Origin of the sequence: Streptomyces sp. NPDC048257, assembly GCF_043201855.1 — a bacterium.
Lineage (GTDB): Bacteria > Actinomycetota > Actinomycetes > Streptomycetales > Streptomycetaceae > Streptomyces.
The window spans coordinates 188,521-205,353 of the sequence record NZ_JBICZI010000005.1 but is presented as its reverse complement, the minus strand read 5'-3'; the positions used below and the strand labels follow the sequence as shown (position 1 = coordinate 205,353).

The window sequence follows — 16,833 nt, the reverse complement described above, 5'->3', positions numbered from 1 at the left end:
GACTCGAACGAGTGATCGTCTTTTGTGTTGGCCGGCACGCCTACCTTCACCACCTTCGACGGAACCGAACTCGCCTATCACCTCCAGGGGGCCGGCGAGCCGCTGATCTGCATCCCGGGCGGCGCCATGCGGGCCTCCGCATACCTGGGAGACCTCGGCGGCCCGGCGGACCGGCGTCTTCTGATCCTCCTCGACCTGCGCGGGACGGGCGACTCCGCGGTACCGGCGGACGAGTCGACCTACCGCGTCGACCACCAGGCCGGCGACGTCGATGCACTGCGGGTGCACCTGGGCGCTGGAGCGCGTGGACCTCCTCGCCCACTCCGCCGGCGGCAACCTCGCCCAGCTCTACGCGGCCGCGCACCCGAGCGGCTGCGCCGGACCGTCCGGGTCACCCCGACCGCGTGGGCGGTGGATCTCCCGGTCACCGCGGAGGACCGGCTGGAGGGGGCCCGGCTGCGGGCGGGCGGCGAGCCGTACGACACGGCCATCGCGGCCTACGAGCGGATCCTCACGGACACCGCCCACGGCGAGGAGGACTGGGAGCGGGCCGCGCCGGTGTTCTACGGGAACTGGGACGAGACGGCCCGGGCGCACTGGGCGGCGAACGCGTGGCAGCAGAACGAGAAGGCCGCCGAGGCCTACGCGGGCCCCGGCGCCTTCGACCCGCCGGCCACCCGTGAGGCGCTCCGCCGGGTCACGGGCGAGGTCCTGGTGCTGGCCGCGGAACTGGACGGCAACCCCCGCCCTGCTCTGGCGGCCCGGCTCGCCACGCTGTTCCCGCGGGGCTCGGTCGACGTCCAGCCCCGGGCCGGCCACTTCCCGTGGCTGGACGACGCGGCCTGGTTCGCCGCCCGCGTGGAGCGCTTCCTGGCGGCGGGTGCCTGACGACGTGATGCCGGGGGGCCGGGGTTCCGCCCCCCGGATCCCGCTCCTCGAACGATCCCGGTGGCCGGTGGCCGGTGGTTCATCAAGATCAGCGGGATGGCAGACTGGCCGGCCGTACCGCGAACCGAGAGGACCACATCATCGTGCGACGGAGACAGGCGCGCACAGCCCTGGCATCCCTGGCCTTGACGGTACTGACGGCGGCGACGGCGACTGCCTGCGCGTTTCCGTTGCGGGACTCCGGCCCCCTGCCCCCGCGATTCTCGGGTCCGCCGCTGCCTGCCGACACGGTGGTGTCGGAGGTGACGTCAGTACTGGCGGCGGAGGGCATCACGGTGGAGAGGGAACCCTCCGGGGCTCTGGGCAGATGCTGGGAACGGCTCTCGGGACGTCATGCGCCGGAGACGGTGGAGGCCGCCCTGAAAGCGGCCTTCGCGCGGGCCCGTTCCGAACACGGCTGGCAGGCCGGCCCCGACACGGGCGGCTGGGAGAGGCTGACCCTGATGAAGGGCAACTGGACGGTCACGACCGGCTTCCCGGGTGAGCCGGCACAGGGTCTGCAGGCACCGGTCATCGTGTCCCTGACGTGCGTGGACCCTGTCGACACCCCCACGGCCCCCACAACGCCTTCTGCCCCGGCCCTCGCCCCCGCACCCGCGTCGTCCTGAGCGAGCGCCCGGGGGCATCCCGTACGGCTCGCCGGCCGGGGCCCTTTCGACGGGCCCCGGCGGCATGTCGGCGGGGCCCGTCGCAGCCGCCTGCGGACGGCATCCGACGCGGGCCCGTGAACACCGCCCGGACAGGGCCCCCGGCTAGGCCGTGTCCGCCTCCGTCGCCACCGCCTTCGCCCAGCGGTAGTCCGCCTTGCCGCTCGGGGAACGCTGGATGGCGGGCGCGATGACCAGCTGCCGCGGGATCTTGTAGCCCGCCAGCCTGGTGCGGCAATGGCTCTGGATCTGGTCCAGGGACGGCGCCGGGGCGCCCTCCCGGACCTGGACCACCGCGGCCACATGGCTGCCCCAGGTCGGGTCCGGCACCCCGGCGACCAGGGCGTCGTACACGTCGGGGTGGGACTTCAGCGCCTGCTCGACCTCCTCCGGATACACCTTCTCGCCGCCCGTGTTGATGCACTGCGAGCCGCGGCCGAGCACCGTCACGATGCCCTGGTCGTCGACGGTCGCCATGTCGCCGAGCAGCACCCAGCGCTCGGTGCCCTTCTGGAAGAAGGTCTCCGCGGTCTTCCCCGGGTCGTTGTAGTAGCCGAGCGGCACGTGCCCGCGCTGCGCGAGGCGCCCCGGCTCCCCGACCGCCACCGGCTCGTGCGTCACCGGGTCCACCACCTGCGTACGGTCGTTGACCGCCAGCCGGAAGCCCTTCTCCGGGCCGGAATCGTCCGTGGCCCGGCCGTTGGACCCCGACTCGGAGGACCCGAAGTTGTTCAGGAGCAGCACGTTCGGCACCAGCCGCTGGAACTCGGCGCGCACCGTCTCCGACATGATCGCCCCCGACGAGGAGACGCTGAACAGCGACGACAGGTCCGTGCCCTTGAGCGGGCCGTTCAGGGCGTCGATCAAGGGCCTCAGCATCGCGTCGCCGACCAGCGACACACTGGAGACCTTCTCCTTCTCGATCGTACGGAGCACTTCCTCGGGCGCGTACTTGCGGTGGATGACCACCCGCTGGCCGTAGTTGAAGGCGATGAACGAGGTCAGCGTCGACGTGCCGTGCATCAGCGGGGGCGCCGGAAAGAAGGTGAGCCCGGCGCCGCGTGCCGCGACCCGCTCGGCCAGTTCCTCGGGCCGCTTCACCGGCTCGCCCGAGGGCTCGCCGCCGAAGAGCCCGGCGAAGAAGAGGTCCTCGGCCCGCCACATCACGCCCTTGGGCATGCCCGTCGTGCCGCCGGTGTAGATGATGAACAGGTCGTCGGGACTGCGCGGCGGGAACCCGCGTCCGGGTGATCCGGCCGCCTCGGCGTCCGCGTACGGGACGGGCGCGATCGCGGGCTCCGGGGCACCCTCGGGGGCCTGCCCGACCCGGATCAGGTGCCGAAGCCCCGGGGTCTGCGGCAGCGCGGCCGCGACCCGCTCGGTGAACTCGCCCTCGAAGACGAGGGCGGCGAGATCGGCGTCGTTGTAGAGGTAGACCAGCTCCTCCTCCACGTAACGGTAGTTGACGTTCACCGGGACCAGCCGGGCCTTCAGGCAGGCCAGTACGGTCTGCAGGTACTCGATCCCGTTGTAGAGGTGCAGGCCCAGGTGCTCGCCGGCCGTCAAGCCGCTGTCCAGCAGGTGGTGCGCGATCCGGTTCGCCGCCGTGTCGAGCTCCGCGTACGTCAGGCGGCGCTCGGCGCCGGTCCCGGGGTGGTCCACGTACACAAGGGCCTCGCGGTCCGGGACCACGTCCACGACCGACTCGAACAGGTCGGCAAGGTTGTACTCCACCGTTCCTCCTGACCCCGAATGTTCCCGATGTGCCCGACGACTGGCCCTGTGGCCGGCCTGCTCCGGCGGTCATTAGAGCGCCGCAGAGGGCAACTGGGAAGGGCGCCACCCAAGAAATCTGACTGAGTGTCAGAAAACTATTGAACTGCACCCGCCCCTACTGCAACCTGTTCTAGGTCTTGAGACGGGAGGACGGCAATGGGTGGGACAGAACACCTGACCGTGGATCGGCACGGCGCCACGCTGGTGCTCACCATGAACAGGCCCGAGGCGAAGAACGCGCTCTCGCTGCCGCTGCTGGTGGGGCTGTACGACGGCTGGCTGGAGGCGGACGCCGACGACGGGATCCGCTCGATCGTCCTCACCGGCGCGGGCGGGGACTTCTGCGCCGGAATGGACCTCAAGGCCCTGGCGGGCAAGGGAATGGCCGGCGACCAGTACCGGGACCGGCTCAAAGCCGACCCCGACCTGCACTGGAAGGCGATGCTGCGCCACCACCGGCCGCGCAAGCCGGTGATCGCGGCGGTGGAAGGCTACTGCGTGGCCGGCGGGACCGAGATCCTGCAGGGCACGGACATCCGGGTGGCGGCCGAGGGCGCCACGTTCGGGCTGTTCGAAGTCAAGCGCGGGCTCTTCCCGATCGGCGGTTCCACGGTGCGGCTGCCGCGCCAGATCCCGCGTACGCACGCCCTGGAGATGCTGCTGACGGGGCGTCCGTACTCCGCGGCGGAGGCCGAGCGGATCGGGCTGGTCGGGCGGGTGGTGCCGGACGGTACGGCGCTTTCGGCGGCGCTGGAGATCGCGGAGCGGATCAACGAGTGCGGGCCGCTGGCCGTGGAGGCGGTCAAGGCGTCCGTCTACGAGACCGCGGAGCTGACGGAGCGGGAGGGGCTGGCCTCGGAACTCCTGCGGGGGTGGCCGATCTTCGACACCGCCGATGCGAAGGAGGGGGCGCGGGCCTTTGCCGAGAAGCGGCCCGCGGTGTATCGGCGCGAGTAGTTCGGGCCGCGCCTCTGCCCGTGGCTGCGCTTGCGCCCGGGTGCGGCGCCGATGCCGGGGGCGCTGCCCCCGGACCCCCGCGCCTCAAACGCCGGCGGGGCTGAAAGGGCGCCTCGAACGCCGGCGGGGCTGAAAGGGCGCCTCGAACGCCGGCGGGGCTGAAAGGGCGCCTCGAACGCCGGCGGGGCCTGACTGGCCGGCGGGGCTGAAACCACCGGAATCGATCGCATCGGAGAATCGCCATGACAGCTGCCTCCCCACCGGAGGTGCTCCGCGCGCCCCTCGTCGTCGAGTTCCCCTTCACCCGGTCCCTCGGGCCCGTGCAGAGCGCCTTCCTCACCGGCCTGCGCGAGCGCACCGTCCTCGGGGTGAGGACCTCCGACGGCAAGGTGATGGTCCCGCCCGTCGAGTACGACCCCGTCACCGCCGAGGAGATCCGCGAGCTCGTCGAGGTCGGCGCCACCGGGACCGTCACCACCTGGGCGTGGAACGACCGGCCCCGCCCCCAGCAGCCCCTGGACACCCCCTTCGCCTGGGTGCTGGTCAAGCTCGACGGCGCCGACACCGCCCTCCTGCACGCCCTCGACGCGCCCGGCCCCGACGCCGTCCGCACCGGCATGCGCGTGCGCGTCCGGTGGGCCGCCGAACGCACCGGTGCCATCACCGACATCGCCTGCTTCGAACCGTACGAGGGCCCCGGGGGCGCAGGGGCCGTCCCGCACGACGGGGGCTTCGCCGACGCCGTCACCGGCATCGTCGCCGAGGCCCGCCTCGACTACGTCTACAGCCCCGGCCGCGCCCAGACCGCGTACATCAACGCCCTCTCCGAGCGGCGGACCGTCGGCGAGCGCTGCCCCTCCTGCCACAAGGTGTACGTCCCTCCGCGCGGCGCCTGCCCCACCTGCGGGGTCGCCACCACCGACCAGGTCGAGGTCGGCCCGGCGGGCACCGTCACCACCTACTGCATCGTCAACATCAAAGCCAGGAACCTCGACATCGAGGTCCCCTACGTCTACGCCCACATCGCCCTCGACGGCGCCGGCCTCGCCCTCCACGGCCGGATCGGCGGCATCCCCTACGACCAGGTCCGCATGGGCCTGCGCGTCGAGCCCGTATGGACCGAGGGCGGCCGCTACCCCGACCACTACCGCCCCACCGGCGAGCCGGACGCGGACTACGACGCGTACAAGGAGCTCATCTGATGGCCCGATACGCCCGCGAGGTCGCGGTGGTCGCCTTCGCGCAGAGCGACCACCTGCGCCGCACCGACGAGCTCAGCGAAGTCGAGATGGTCATGCCGGTCCTCCACCGGGTGCTGGCCGCCACCGGTCTGAAGGCCGGCGAGATCGGATTCACCTGCTCCGGCTCCAGCGACTACCTGGCCGGCCGGGCCTTCTCCTTCACCATGACCCTCGACGGGGTCGGGGCGTGGCCGCCGATCTCCGAGTCGCACGTCGAGATGGACGGCGCCTGGGCCCTCTACGAGGCCTGGGTCAAGATCCAGACCGGCGAGGCCGACACCGCGCTCGTGTACGCGTACGGGAAGTCCTCGCCGGGATCGGTGCGCGACGTGCTGACCCGCCAGCTCGACCCGTACTACGTCGCTCCGCTCTGGCCCGACTCGGTGGCCCTGGCCGCCCTCCAGGCCCGGGCCCTGATCGACGCGGGCGAGACCGACGAGCCCGCCCTGGCCGCCATCGGGGCGCGCAGCCGGGCCGCCGCCGAGGCCAATCCGCACGCCCAGCTCAGTGGCCCCGTCCCGCAGGGCGACTACCAGGTCCGGCCGCTGCGCACCGGGGACTGCCCGCCCGTGGGCGACGGGGTGGCCGCCGTCGTCCTGGCCGCCGGCGACCTGGCCCGGCGGCTGTGCGAACGCCCCGCCTGGATCACCGGCATCGACCACCGCATCGAGGCCCACAGCCTTGGCCTGCGCGACCTCACCGACTCCCCGTCCACCCGCATCGCCGCCGAGCGCGCGGGAGTCTTCGAAGCCCCGGTGGACACGGCGGAACTGCACGCGCCGTTCTCCTCCCAGGAGGTCGTGCTCCGCAAGGCACTCGGGCTCACCGACGACGTGACCGTCAACCCCTCCGGGGGCGCACTCGCCGCCAACCCGATGATGGCCGCCGGCCTGATCCGCATCGGCGAGGCCGCCGCCCGCATCCACCGGGGCGCGTCCGACCGGGCCGTCGCCCACGCCACCTCCGGCCCCTGCCTCCAGCAGAACCTGGTCGCCGTCCTGGAAGGGGACCGAGCATGAGCAAGGAGCCCGTGGCCGTCGTCGGCATCGGCCAGACCAAGCACGTGGCGGCCCGCCACGACGTGTCCATCGCCGGACTGGTCCGCGAGGCGGCGGCGCGCGCCCTCGCGGACGCCGAGCTGACCTGGGCGGACATCGACGCGGTCGTCATCGGCAAGGCCCCCGACTTCTTCGAGGGGGTGATGATGCCCGAGCTGTACCTGGCGGACGCGCTCGGCGCCGTCGGCAAGCCGATGCTGCGCGTGCACACGGCCGGTTCGGTGGGCGGGTCCACCGCCCTGGTCGCCTCGAACCTGGTGGCGGCCCGCGTCCACCGCACCGTCCTCACCCTCGCCTTCGAGAAGCAGTCCGAATCCAACGCCATGTGGGGCCTGTCGCTGCCCGTCCCGTTCCAGCAGCCGCTGCTCGCCGGCGCCGGCGGGTTCTTCGCCCCGCACGTGCGCGCGTACATGCGGCGCACCGGCGCGCCGGACACGGTGGGCTCGCTGGTGGCGTACAAGGACCGGCGCAACGCGCTGAAGAACCCGTACGCGCACCTGCACGAGCACGACATCACGCTGGAGAAGGTCCAGGCCTCGCCGATGCTGTGGGACCCGATCCGCTACTCGGAGACCTGCCCCTCCTCGGACGGTGCGTGCGCCATGGTCCTCACCGACCGGGCGGGCGCGGCCCGTTCACCGAAGCCGCCCGCCTGGGTGCACGGCGGGGCGATGCGCAGCGAGCCCACCCTCTTCGCGGGCAAGGACTTCGTCTCGCCGCAGGCCGGCAAGGACTGCGCGGCCGACGTATACCGCCAGGCCGGGATCACCGACCCGCGCCGGGAGATCGACGCGGTGGAGATGTACGTGCCGTTCTCCTGGTACGAGCCGATGTGGCTGGAGAACCTCGGCTTCGCGGCGGAGGGCGAGGGCTGGAAGCTCACCGAGGCCGGGGTCACCGAACTCGACGGGGACCTCCCGGTCAACCCGTCGGGCGGCGTGCTGTCCACCAACCCGATCGGGGCCTCCGGCATGATCCGCTTCGCGGAGGCGGCCCTCCAGGTCCGCGGCCAGGCCGGCGACCACCAGATTCCGGGAGCGCGGCGGGCGCTCGGGCACGCGTACGGCGGCGGCGCACAGTTCTTCGCGATGTGGCTGGTGGGGGCACAGGAGCCGACCTCCTGAACACAGGCCCGGCCGACGACGGAGGGGCCGGCCGGGGAGCCGGACCGGCCACGGGTGACTCACCGTGGCCTGTCCGGCACCCGCCGCGGTGGTTAACCTTGCCCCCGGACGACGTACCGGGAGGAGCACGCACGTGGCCGAGAGCATGACTTCACAGCCCCTGGCTGGCTGGGGGAAGCCGGACCTCGATCTCACCGAGGCGGACTGGCAGTCGAGCAGCCGGGGAGTGGGCGACGTCCAGATCGCCTTCGTCGAGGGCTTCATCGCGATGCGCAACAGCGAGCGTCCCGAGAGCCCTTCGCTCATCTTCTCGCCGGACGAGTGGCACAAGTTCGTACTGAACGCGCGGGGCGGTGAGTTCGACCTGACCTGAGGGGTCGGCACGGCGCACCACCGGGGCACGGAGCCGCCGCCCCGGTGGCCGCCGAATCCCTCTTCACGCCGCTGCGCTGTGCCCCGGCAGGCCGGGGACGTGAGGCTCATCGTTGCGGCCGGGGCCCGGCGAAACGGGCATAGCCGGAGCAATGGGTAGGGTGGTGGGATGAGTGGAGAGAGCGATCTGCGGACACTGCTGAGCGGTATGCGGCCCGAGCTGAACGAGGGGCGGTACGTCTTCTGCACCGTCGAGGGCGACACCGTGCCCGCCGGGACCACCCCCGTCGCCACCGTCCGCGAACCCGAGGGCCTCACCCTCGTGCTGCGCCGGGAAGAGGCCGACGCCGCCGGGCTCGCCTACGACTACACCGCCGGCTGGATCACCCTGCGGATCCACTCCGCCCTCGACGCCGTCGGGCTCACCGCCGCCTTCGCCGCCGAGCTCGGCGCACACGGTCTGAGCTGCAACGTCATCGCCGGATACCACCACGATCACCTCTTCGTCGCCGTCGACCGGGCGGAGGAGGCCATGGCCGTCCTGGAAGGGCTCGCGGCCCGTTCCGTACACCCCTGATCCTCCTCGGAAAAGAAGATCGGATTCTTTTCCGCAGTGGCATCCCCCGCGCTGTGCGCCGGGCGTACGCTGAACCCCCGAACAGGCCTGGGGGGTACCAGCCATGACGGACCGCCGGACCCGCACACGGCGCACCATGGTCGAACGCGATGCCGAACTCGCGATCGTCGACGAAGCCCTGGACCAGCTCACCGGTCCCGGACCGGACGCAGGCGGCGCGCTGCTCGCCTTCTCCGGCCCCGCCGGCCTCGGCAAGACCACCCTGCTCGCCGAACTGCGCCGCCGCGCCCATGCCCGCAACTGCGCCGTCCTCGCCGCCCGCGGCGGCGAACAGGAGCAGAGCCAGCCCTTCCACGTCGCCCGCCAGCTCATCCAGCCGCAGCTGGCCGGCACCTCCGAGCAGGAGCTGCGCGCCGCCCTCGGCAGCTGGTACTCCATCGTCGGCCCGGCCCTCGGACTCTGCGCCCCCGAACAGGGCGTCCCGCCCGACCCCCAGGGCCTGCGCGACGGACTCGACTGGGTCCTCACCCACCTCGTCGTCAAGCGCGCCCCCGTCGTCCTCGTCCTCGACGACGCCCACTGGGCCGACCCCGAGTCCCTCGGCTGGCTCGCCGCCTTCGCCCCGCGCGCCGAACACCTCCCGCTGCTCCTCGTCGTCGCCTACCGCCCCGACGAACTGCCCGCGCACGCAGACGCCTTCCGTACGCTGCCCGGCCGGGCGGGGCAGCGCCCGCTGCCCCTGGCCCCGCTCACCCCGGCCGCCGTCGCCACCCTCGTCCGCGAGGCCGTCGGTGATCACGCCGACGACGCCTTCTGCCAGGAGGCCTGGGCGGTCACCACCGGGAACCCCTTCGAGGCCGTCGAACTCACCGCCAAGGTCCGCGGCAAGGGCCTGCCCCCGGTCGAGGCCAACGCCCCGCAGCTGCGCGACCTCGCCGCCGCCCAGCGCGGCAGCGGCCTCGTCACCCGGCTCGAACGCCTCGGCCCCTCCACCGTCCGCTTCGCCTGGGCCTGCGCCGTCCTCGGCACCGCCATCCCGCAGGACCTCGCCGCCCGGGTCGCCGCCCTCGGAGCCGAGGAGGCCGCGGACGCCACCCGGCGGCTGCGGGACGCCCGTATCCTGTCGGCCGCCGCTGCCGAGGAGTCCGACGCCGGGCTGGAGTTCGTCCACCCGCTCATCGCCACCGCCATCTACCGCGCCATCCCCGACGCGCTCCGCGTCGCCCTGCACGGCAAGGCCGCGGCGGCCGTCGTCGACGCCGGACTCGGCTCCTCCGCCGCCGCCCGCCACCTGCTGGAGACCCACCCCGAGAACGACCCCTGGGTGGTCCGCACCCTGCGCGAGGCCGCCGGCGAGAACCTCCGGGCCGGCGCCCCCGAGGCCGCCCGCCGCCAGCTCGCCCGGGCGCTGCTGGAACCCCCGGACTTCGACGAACGCGCCGCCGTCCTCTACGAACTGGGCTGCGCCTCCCTGCTCACCGAGCCCGCCAACACCGTCAACCACCTGCGGGCCGCCCTCGCCGAGCCCTCCGACGACCCGGCCCTGCGCCAGGGCATCGTCATCAGGCTCGCCCAGGTCCTCGCGCACAGCGACCGGCTCGCCGAGGCCTCGGAATCGCTCGCGCGGGAGATCCCGAACACCCAGGACGTACGCGGCCGGCTGCGCCTGCAGTCCGAGCAGTTCATGTGGGACGCCTTCAACGCCGCCGAGACCGACTCGCCGGTCCGCTCCCGGCGGCTCGCCCGCCTCGCCGACCGGCTGACCGGGCGCGACCTCACCGAGCGGTACATCATCGGGCTCCGCGCCTGGGACGCCTGCCTGCGGGGAGAGCCCGTGGACGTGGTGCTGCACCACGCCGGACGGGTCCTGGAGCAGCACTTCAGCTGGGCCCACGAGGACCGCGGCTTCGAGGTCCCGGTACTGGCCGCGATGGTCCACATGTACGCCGACCGGCCCGGACGGGCGGAGGAACTGTTCGAGGTGGGCACCGCCGAGTTCGAACGGCACGGCTGGCGCGGGGCGCACCTCTCCTTCGCCTACAGCCTGCGCGCCTACATCCGCTACCGGCGAGGGCGGCTCGCGGAGGCCGAGGAACTGGCCCGGGCCGGGCTGCGCCTCGCCGAACGCGTGGGCCGGCGTACCCCCGTGCACTGGTACGCCATAGCGATCCTCCTCACCACCCTGCTCGCCCGGGGCCGGGCCGACGAGGCCTGGGAGCTGGCGCAGGAGCACGAGTACGGCAGCCCCTTCCCGGCGGCCGTCGTCTTCCCCGACTCCCAGACCGTCTACGCCGAACTGCTCCTGTCCCGCGGCGAGCTGCGGGCTGCCGTCGCCGAACTGGAAGCGGTCGACCGCCGGTTGACCCCGCGCGGCATCCAGAACCCGGCCTGGTGCCCCTGGCAGCTGCACCTCGCCCGGGCGCTGGCCGCGGACGATCCGCAGCGGGCCCGAGCCCTCGCCGACGACGCCGTCCGGCGGGCCCGCGCCTTCGGCGCCGCCTCGGGCATCGGCCAGGCCCTGCGGGTGACGGCGCAGGTCGCCGCCCCCGAGGAGCGGGCCGGGCTCCTCCAGGAGGCGGTCACCCTGCTCTCGGCCTCCCCCGCGGGCTACGAACTGGCCTGCGCCCTGGCCGCGCTCGGCGCCGAGCTGGGGGACGCGGACCTGCTGATGCAGGCCGTGGTGACGGCGCGGGAGTGCGGCGCCGACGGCCTGGCCGCGGACACCACCGCCACCCTGCTGCGCCTGGGCGCCGCGCCGCCGAACGCACCGGCCAGGGAGGACGCGCTCACCGAGGCGGAGCTCCGGGCCGCGGACCAAGCGGTGCGGTCCGAGAAGGAGCCGGTCCCGGAGGCCGTGGTGCTGCCCGCGCCGGACTGGGCACTGTCGGCCGCCTGCCGCAAGCTGGGCACCGACCGGCCCGGCCTCAGGGCGGCACTGGAGGCGTTCGCCCGTAGCTCAACGTGATCGGACCGGCCGCCCGGTGGGCAGGGTGGACCGTATGGATCACGTCGACAGACTCGCCCCCTTCCGGACCGAGGCGGCGGCATTCGAGAAGGCGGTGCGCCGGGCGTTCGACCTCGGAGAGCCGGTGCCGACGGTCCCCTCGTGCCCCGGCTGGACGGTCACCGACCTCGTCCGGCACCTGGGCGGAGTGCACCGCTTCCTCGCGTACGTCCTGCGCGAACGGCTCACGGCCCCGCCCGACCCCGCCGGACTCACCCTCCCCGAGGCACCGGACGGCCCGGACGCGCTGACCGACTGGTTCGCCCAGGGCGCCCGGGAGCTGACGGAGCTCTTCCGCGAGCTGGGGCCGGACACGACCGTCTGGACCTGGTCGGCGGAGCAGACCACGGGATTCTGGCTGCGGATGCAGCTGATCGAGCTGGCCGTCCACCGCTGGGACGCCGAATCCGCGACCGGCACCCCGGGCCGCCTCGACCCGGCCGTCGCGGCGGACGCCGTGACCCAGACGATCGAGGTGATGGCCCCGGCCCGCCGCAGCTGGCAGCAGGCACCACCGGGCACGGGGGAGACGTACCGCTTCCGGCGTACCGACGGTCCGGAATCCTGGACGGTCGTCTTCCCGGGGGACCAGGTCCTGCTGGAGCCCGGTCTCACCGCCCCGGCGGACGTCGAGGCGGCGGGCACCGCCGGCGACCTCGCCCTGTTCCTCTGGGGCCGCCTTCCGCCCACCGCCCTGCGGGTCGAGGGCGACGCCGGCCTGCTCCCGCACTGGTTCACGCTCGTCCCGCCGGTCTGACGGCCCGGGCCGACGGGCCCGGGCCGGGCAGGTCCCCGGATGCGGGCCCCCGGACCGGAAAACTCGCGCGGCCACGTACCATGGCGGCATGTCCTTCCTCCGCCGCCACCGCGCCGCCACACCCGCCGGCCCGGACTTCGACGTCCTGGCCATGGACCCGGGGGACTGGCCGGGCAATCTCGGGGCCGGGCTGCTGCCCGCGCCCGACGGCAGCTGCCAGGGCGTCTTCCTCCGCTACGACCTGTTCGGCGGACGCGGACCCGCGATGATCATCGGAAACCTGCCCGAGGGCTCCCCGGCCCGGGACCTCACCGAGAGCCAGATCCCCTTCGAGGTGGCCCAGCTCCTCGACGCACTGGAGAACGACGAGGACGTCGAGGTCACCGGCGTCGAGGACTGCCCCGTCATGCAGGGCGACAACCTCCTCATCGTCCGGAAGATCAAGCTGTCGGAGTCCCGCATCTCCTGCGTCCAGTTCGACCGCAGTGACAACGTGCTGGTCACCATCGCCAGCTGGGACCGCCCGATCACCGATGACCTCTACGCCCTCCTGAAGCCGCTCCCCGCCGAGCTCTTCCAGCAGGGCTGACCGTCCCCGCGAGCGACCTCGGGCGTCACGCGTCCGCGATGGCGTTGGCCGCCACGTAGCCGAACGTCATCGCGGGGCCGATCGTCGAACCGGCCCCCGCGTAGCTGTGGCCCATCACCGCCGCGCTCGCGTTGCCGGCCGCGTACAGACCCGGGATCACCGAGCCGTCCGGCCGCAGGGCCCGCGCCCGGGCGTCCGTCACGATGCCGCCCTTCGTGCCCAGATCCCCCGGCACGATCTTGAACGCGTAGAACGGCGGGACCCAGACGGGCGCCAGACACGAGTTCGGGTGCACGCTCGGGTCCGTGTAGTAGTGGTCGTACGCCGTGTCTCCCCGGTGGAAGTCGGCGTCGTTGCCGCTCCACGCCTGCGCGTTGAACCGGCCCAGCGTCGCCCGCAGCGCGCCCGCCGGGACCCCGATCTGGCCCGCCAGCGCGTCCCAGGTCCACGCCTTCTTCGCCGCGCCCGCCTGGTACCACGAGTCCGGGAAGGGCAACGTCGGCAGGACGTCCTTGAACAGGTACCTGTTGCGGTAGTTCTGATCCACGATCAGCCACGCCGGGATGTGCGAGCCGACCGCACCCCGGTCCTTCTCGTACATCACGTGCACCACATCGCTGTACGGCGCCGCCTCGTTGACGAACCGCGCGCCGTTCGCGTTCACCATCAGCCCGCCCGGCAGGGTCCGTTCGGCGAGGCAGAAGTACGGCTCCCCGGGCAGCGGGATCGACGGCCCCCACCACGCGTCCTCCATCAGGGCCAGCGAGGCCCCGGCCCGCTGCCCCGCCCGGATCCCGTCGCCGGTGTTCTCCTTCGCGCCCACCGACCACTGGGTGCCGACCGGCTGCTGCTGGTACTGCGCCCGCATCGCCGCGTCGTGCTCGAAACCGCCCGAGCCGATGACCACCCCGCGCCGGGCCCGTACGGTGCCCCGTACGCCCTCCTTCTCCACCACGACGCCCGTGACCGCGCCACCCTCCTGGACCAGGTCCACCAGCGGGCTGTTCAGCCACACCGGCACTCCGGCCCGCTGGAGCCCGGCGCGCAGCCCGGCTGCCAGGGCCTGGCCCATGGTCAGCGGCTTCTCGCCGCGCAGCGCCGCCTTCGCACCGCGTGCCAGGCACTCCGTGGACACGGCGAGCCCCTTGGCGCTGACCGCCGCCAGGTTCAGCCACTTGTAGTCCTGGCTGAAGACCACCATCCCGGCCGGGACCGGCATGTATGCCGGGTTCAGGCGGGCCAGTTCGGCGCCCAGGACGTTCCCGTCGATCTGGTCCGGCTCGACGGAGCGGCCGTTCGGCAGCCCGCCCGGCAGTTGGGGATAGTAGTCGCTGTACCCCTCCATGAAGCGGAACCTCAGCGGGCTGTTGGCCATCACGAAGTCCAGCATCCGGGGCCCGTTGGCGAGGAACGCGGCCTGCCGGTCGGCCGGCACCTCGGGCCCGACGACGGCCGCGAGGTACGTCGCCGCCTTCTGCGGGGTGTCCGGCACCCCCGCGCCCAGGATCACCGAGTTGTTCGGCAGCCAGATACCGGCGCCGGACCGGGCGGCCGATCCGCCGAAGGTCGGGGCCTTCTCGACCACCAGCACACTGAGCCCCCGCCCGGCGGCGGTGAGCGCGGCGGTCATCCCGGCGGCCCCGGACCCGACCACGACGACGTCGTACTCGCCGAGCGGGGGCCCGTCCTGGGTGCTGGTGGCCCGGGCCGCGGCGGACGGCAGCACGGTGGCGGCGAGCACACCGGCCCCCGTACCGGCGAGGACCCCGCGTCTGGAGGGGAGGGCGGCGGGGGAGGTGCGTGAAGCGCTTGCGGACATGGGCAGGCTCCAGCGATGTGGGGAGGAGGGGAAGTGCCTCCAGCATTTCTGATGCTGAGTCAGAAAAGGTGTTCGGGGGATCATGTGATGTCAAGGCATCCGGCGCCCGCACCTGAGACCGGGCACTCGGAGACCGGGCACTCAGCCCTGCGCCTGCGTCCGAGCGTCCAGTTCCTTCACGTGCCGCTTCAGGGCCACGGTGCGGTAGCTCTCCTCCACCCACTCGCACAGCACCTGCACGGACGGCGCCCCCTTCTCCGCCAGGGGGACCGACACCCAGCCGGACCGGCCCAGACCGTATCCGGTCGGCTCGGCTCCCGGCGCGGCCATCGCGTGCCCGTGCAACGCCTCGTCCTTGAGCTTGACGGACAGACCGGGCTGCCCCGGCCCGTCGGTGTTGCCCAGGAAGACGAAGATCTTCTTGTTCACCTTCACCACGCAGTCCTCGGGACCCCACGGATGATCCTCCACCGCCTCCGGAAGGCCGAGGGCGAACTCCCGCACCGCCTCCCACTTGCGCACTCCGGACTTCATCAGCGCCTCCCGTCGGTCGTCTCCCCACGCTAGCGGGAGCGCCCGCGAACGGGCGAAGCCCCGCGGCGGTGGGGGCCACGGGACTTCGCGTACGGGGGGACGACGGTCAGCGCGTACCGACCGCCGCGCGGACCGCTCGGCGCGCCATCCCTGCATCGTCGTGCAGACGGCGGAGCAGCAGCCGCTGCTCCTCACCGCAGGACAGGGCGCCCACCGCCGGCGGCTGGGCCGGGACGGTCGCCAGCATCGAACGCTGCACCGCCGTCTCGGACATCCGGATCTCCCTCGTCAGCACCAGCATCAGGTTGACCAGGAACGCGTCCCGCGCGGCCGGACCGGCCGACTGCGCGAGCCGGCTGATCTGGGCGCGGGCGGCCGGGGCGTCGCCCAGCACCGTCCACAGCGTGGCCAGGTCGTATCCCGGCAGGTACCAGCCCGCGTGCTCCCAGTCGAGCAGTACGGGACCGGCCGGGGACAGCAGCAGGTTCGACAGCAGGGCGTCACCGTGGTTGAACTGCAGCGCCGTGCCCGACAGCTTCACGCCGTGCAACAGCTTCTGCAGGTCGCCGAGGTCCCGGTCGGTCAGCAGGCCCAACTCGTAGTCGCGGGCGATCCGCCGCGCATAGTTCATCGGGGTGCCGAACAGCTCCGCCGGCGGCCGCCACTGGTTGACCCGGCACACCGCGCCCAGGGCCGCCCGGAGGTCCACCCGCGGAGGCGGCTCCACCGGGTGCCGCTGCAGGGCCGCGACCCGGCCCGCCATCCGCTCCACCACCAGCGTGCAGTTCTCGGGGTCGGCGGCGATCAGCCGCGGTACCCGGACCGGTGGGCGGTGCCGGACGAAGGCCCGGTATGCCGCTATTTCGTGCCGGTAGCGCTCACGCCATTCCGGCGAGTGATCCAGTAAGACTTTCGCGACGGCGGTCATCCGTCCGGTGGTGCCGACCAGGAGGACCGAGCGGCCGCTGCGCCGCAGTACCTGCACCGGCGCGAACTCCGGACAGATCCGCTGCACCGAGGCGAGCGCGGTGCGCAGTTGCGCCCCCTGCGGCCCCGAGAGGTCGATTCTTCCGCTGACGGGCTGTGATCCGGTACCCGGCATCCGCCGCGCCCGGACGACGCCCTGCGCGGGAGCCGAGGGGCGGCCGGGTTCGAGGTAGGGGCCGCCGCCCGCCGGAAGCGTGCGGTGCGGCCGGACCGGTGCGGACACGGAGGACGTTGCTGCGTACATGGTGATACGGATCCCTTCGTGCGCCGACGATTTTCGTACGCCGCCCCGCCGGATCCCGTACTTCACCCTGGGGAGTTCCGCCGGTGAACCGGGTCGGGGAGGCGCATTCCTACCTGACACCCGGCGCAAGGTGGCGAACCATCGGGCGTGCCCTGGCGAAGCCTGGCGAATAGTCGCTGGGCATCTGACGGCGGGCTAC

15 protein-coding genes are annotated in these 16,833 nt (G+C 73.1%); 11 read left to right on the top strand and 4 right to left on the bottom strand.

The window, feature by feature from the left end; translation table 11 throughout:
- The first annotated feature begins 27 nt into the window (after positions 1-27).
- Positions 28-888 (top strand): alpha/beta fold hydrolase, encoded by an 861-nt coding sequence (locus ACGFZK_RS14115; protein WP_393849125.1) that lies wholly within the window; start codon positions 28-30, stop codon positions 886-888.
- A 302-nt stretch (positions 889-1,190) separates the two neighbouring features.
- Complete coding sequence (locus ACGFZK_RS14110) at positions 1,191-1,556, top strand: hypothetical protein (protein ID WP_393849124.1); 366 nt, start codon at positions 1,191-1,193, stop codon at positions 1,554-1,556.
- A gap of 144 nt (positions 1,557-1,700) precedes the next feature.
- Here the strand turns inward: ACGFZK_RS14110 and ACGFZK_RS14105 are convergent, their stop codons facing one another.
- Positions 1,701-3,329 carry an acyl-CoA synthetase gene (locus tag ACGFZK_RS14105; protein WP_393849123.1) on the bottom strand — a complete coding sequence of 543 codons (1,629 nt, stop codon included), beginning with the start codon at positions 3,327-3,329 and terminating at the stop codon, positions 1,701-1,703.
- Positions 3,330-3,527: 198 nt separating this feature from the next.
- Between ACGFZK_RS14105 and ACGFZK_RS14100 the strand changes: the two genes are divergently transcribed.
- From ACGFZK_RS14100 to ACGFZK_RS14060, 9 genes are all read left to right on the top strand, one after another.
- Complete coding sequence (locus ACGFZK_RS14100) at positions 3,528-4,328, top strand: crotonase/enoyl-CoA hydratase family protein (RefSeq protein ID WP_393849122.1); 801 nt, start codon at positions 3,528-3,530, stop codon at positions 4,326-4,328.
- A 242-nt stretch (positions 4,329-4,570) separates the two neighbouring features.
- On the top strand, positions 4,571-5,530 hold the full coding sequence (locus ACGFZK_RS14095; protein WP_393849121.1) for a Zn-ribbon domain-containing OB-fold protein: 960 nt from the start codon (positions 4,571-4,573) through the stop codon (positions 5,528-5,530).
- Complete coding sequence (locus tag ACGFZK_RS14090; RefSeq protein ID WP_393849120.1) at positions 5,530-6,588, top strand: thiolase domain-containing protein; 1,059 nt, start codon at positions 5,530-5,532, stop codon at positions 6,586-6,588. Before ACGFZK_RS14095 ends, ACGFZK_RS14090 begins: the two co-directional genes overlap by 1 nt.
- Entirely contained in the window at positions 6,585-7,751 is a 1,167-nt protein-coding gene (locus ACGFZK_RS14085) for a thiolase domain-containing protein (RefSeq protein WP_393849119.1), read from the top strand. The genes ACGFZK_RS14090 and ACGFZK_RS14085 overlap by 4 nt, the downstream gene beginning before the upstream one ends.
- A 145-nt stretch (positions 7,752-7,896) precedes the next feature.
- Positions 7,897-8,124: a DUF397 domain-containing protein gene (locus tag ACGFZK_RS14080; RefSeq protein WP_202505543.1), complete on the top strand. Its 228-nt coding sequence runs from the start codon at positions 7,897-7,899 to the stop codon at positions 8,122-8,124.
- 168 nt (positions 8,125-8,292) lie between these two features.
- Entirely contained in the window at positions 8,293-8,700 is a 408-nt protein-coding gene (locus tag ACGFZK_RS14075) for an ACT domain-containing protein (RefSeq protein ID WP_393849118.1), read from the top strand.
- 136 nt (positions 8,701-8,836) lie between these two features.
- Entirely contained in the window at positions 8,837-11,665 is a 2,829-nt protein-coding gene (locus tag ACGFZK_RS14070; protein ID WP_393849117.1) for an ATP-binding protein, read from the top strand.
- Positions 11,666-11,699: 34 nt separating this feature from the next.
- On the top strand, positions 11,700-12,461 hold the full coding sequence (locus tag ACGFZK_RS14065; protein WP_393849116.1) for a maleylpyruvate isomerase family mycothiol-dependent enzyme: 762 nt from the start codon (positions 11,700-11,702) through the stop codon (positions 12,459-12,461).
- Positions 12,462-12,549: 88 nt separating this feature from the next.
- Positions 12,550-13,050: a hypothetical protein gene (locus ACGFZK_RS14060; RefSeq protein WP_365276827.1), complete on the top strand. Its 501-nt coding sequence runs from the start codon at positions 12,550-12,552 to the stop codon at positions 13,048-13,050.
- Between the two features lie 25 nt (positions 13,051-13,075).
- Here the strand turns inward: ACGFZK_RS14060 and kstD are convergent, their stop codons facing one another.
- From kstD to ACGFZK_RS14045, 3 genes are all read right to left on the bottom strand, one after another.
- Positions 13,076-14,869, bottom strand: a complete 1,794-nt coding sequence (gene kstD / locus ACGFZK_RS14055; protein WP_393849115.1) for a 3-oxosteroid 1-dehydrogenase — start codon at positions 14,867-14,869, stop codon at positions 13,076-13,078.
- A gap of 141 nt (positions 14,870-15,010) precedes the next feature.
- Positions 15,011-15,403 (bottom strand): MmcQ/YjbR family DNA-binding protein, encoded by a 393-nt coding sequence (locus tag ACGFZK_RS14050; protein ID WP_393849114.1) that lies wholly within the window; start codon positions 15,401-15,403, stop codon positions 15,011-15,013.
- A gap of 106 nt (positions 15,404-15,509) precedes the next feature.
- Positions 15,510-16,634, bottom strand: a complete 1,125-nt coding sequence (locus ACGFZK_RS14045) for an aminoglycoside phosphotransferase family protein (protein WP_393849113.1) — start codon at positions 16,632-16,634, stop codon at positions 15,510-15,512.
- Positions 16,635-16,833 lie beyond the last annotated feature (199 nt).

Bases quoted from the DNA above. Each gene is read 5' to 3' on its own strand.
- ACGFZK_RS14100 (WP_393849122.1), top strand. From the start codon at position 3,528: ATGGGTGGGACAGAACACCTGACCGTGGATCGGCACGGCGCCACGCTG.
- ACGFZK_RS14095 (WP_393849121.1), top strand. From the start codon at position 4,571: ATGACAGCTGCCTCCCCACCGGAGGTGCTCCGCGCGCCCCTCGTCGTC.
- ACGFZK_RS14090 (WP_393849120.1), top strand. From the start codon at position 5,530: ATGGCCCGATACGCCCGCGAGGTCGCGGTGGTCGCCTTCGCGCAGAGC.
- ACGFZK_RS14085 (WP_393849119.1), top strand. From the start codon at position 6,585: ATGAGCAAGGAGCCCGTGGCCGTCGTCGGCATCGGCCAGACCAAGCAC.
- ACGFZK_RS14080 (WP_202505543.1), top strand. From the start codon at position 7,897: ATGACTTCACAGCCCCTGGCTGGCTGGGGGAAGCCGGACCTCGATCTC.
- ACGFZK_RS14075 (WP_393849118.1), top strand. From the start codon at position 8,293: ATGAGTGGAGAGAGCGATCTGCGGACACTGCTGAGCGGTATGCGGCCC.
- ACGFZK_RS14070 (WP_393849117.1), top strand. From the start codon at position 8,837: ATGGTCGAACGCGATGCCGAACTCGCGATCGTCGACGAAGCCCTGGAC.
- ACGFZK_RS14065 (WP_393849116.1), top strand. From the start codon at position 11,700: ATGGATCACGTCGACAGACTCGCCCCCTTCCGGACCGAGGCGGCGGCA.
- ACGFZK_RS14060 (WP_365276827.1), top strand. From the start codon at position 12,550: ATGTCCTTCCTCCGCCGCCACCGCGCCGCCACACCCGCCGGCCCGGAC.
- kstD (WP_393849115.1), bottom strand. From the start codon at position 14,869: ATGTCCGCAAGCGCTTCACGCACCTCCCCCGCCGCCCTCCCCTCCAGA.
- ACGFZK_RS14050 (WP_393849114.1), bottom strand. From the start codon at position 15,403: ATGAAGTCCGGAGTGCGCAAGTGGGAGGCGGTGCGGGAGTTCGCCCTC.
- ACGFZK_RS14045 (WP_393849113.1), bottom strand. From the start codon at position 16,634: ATGTACGCAGCAACGTCCTCCGTGTCCGCACCGGTCCGGCCGCACCGC.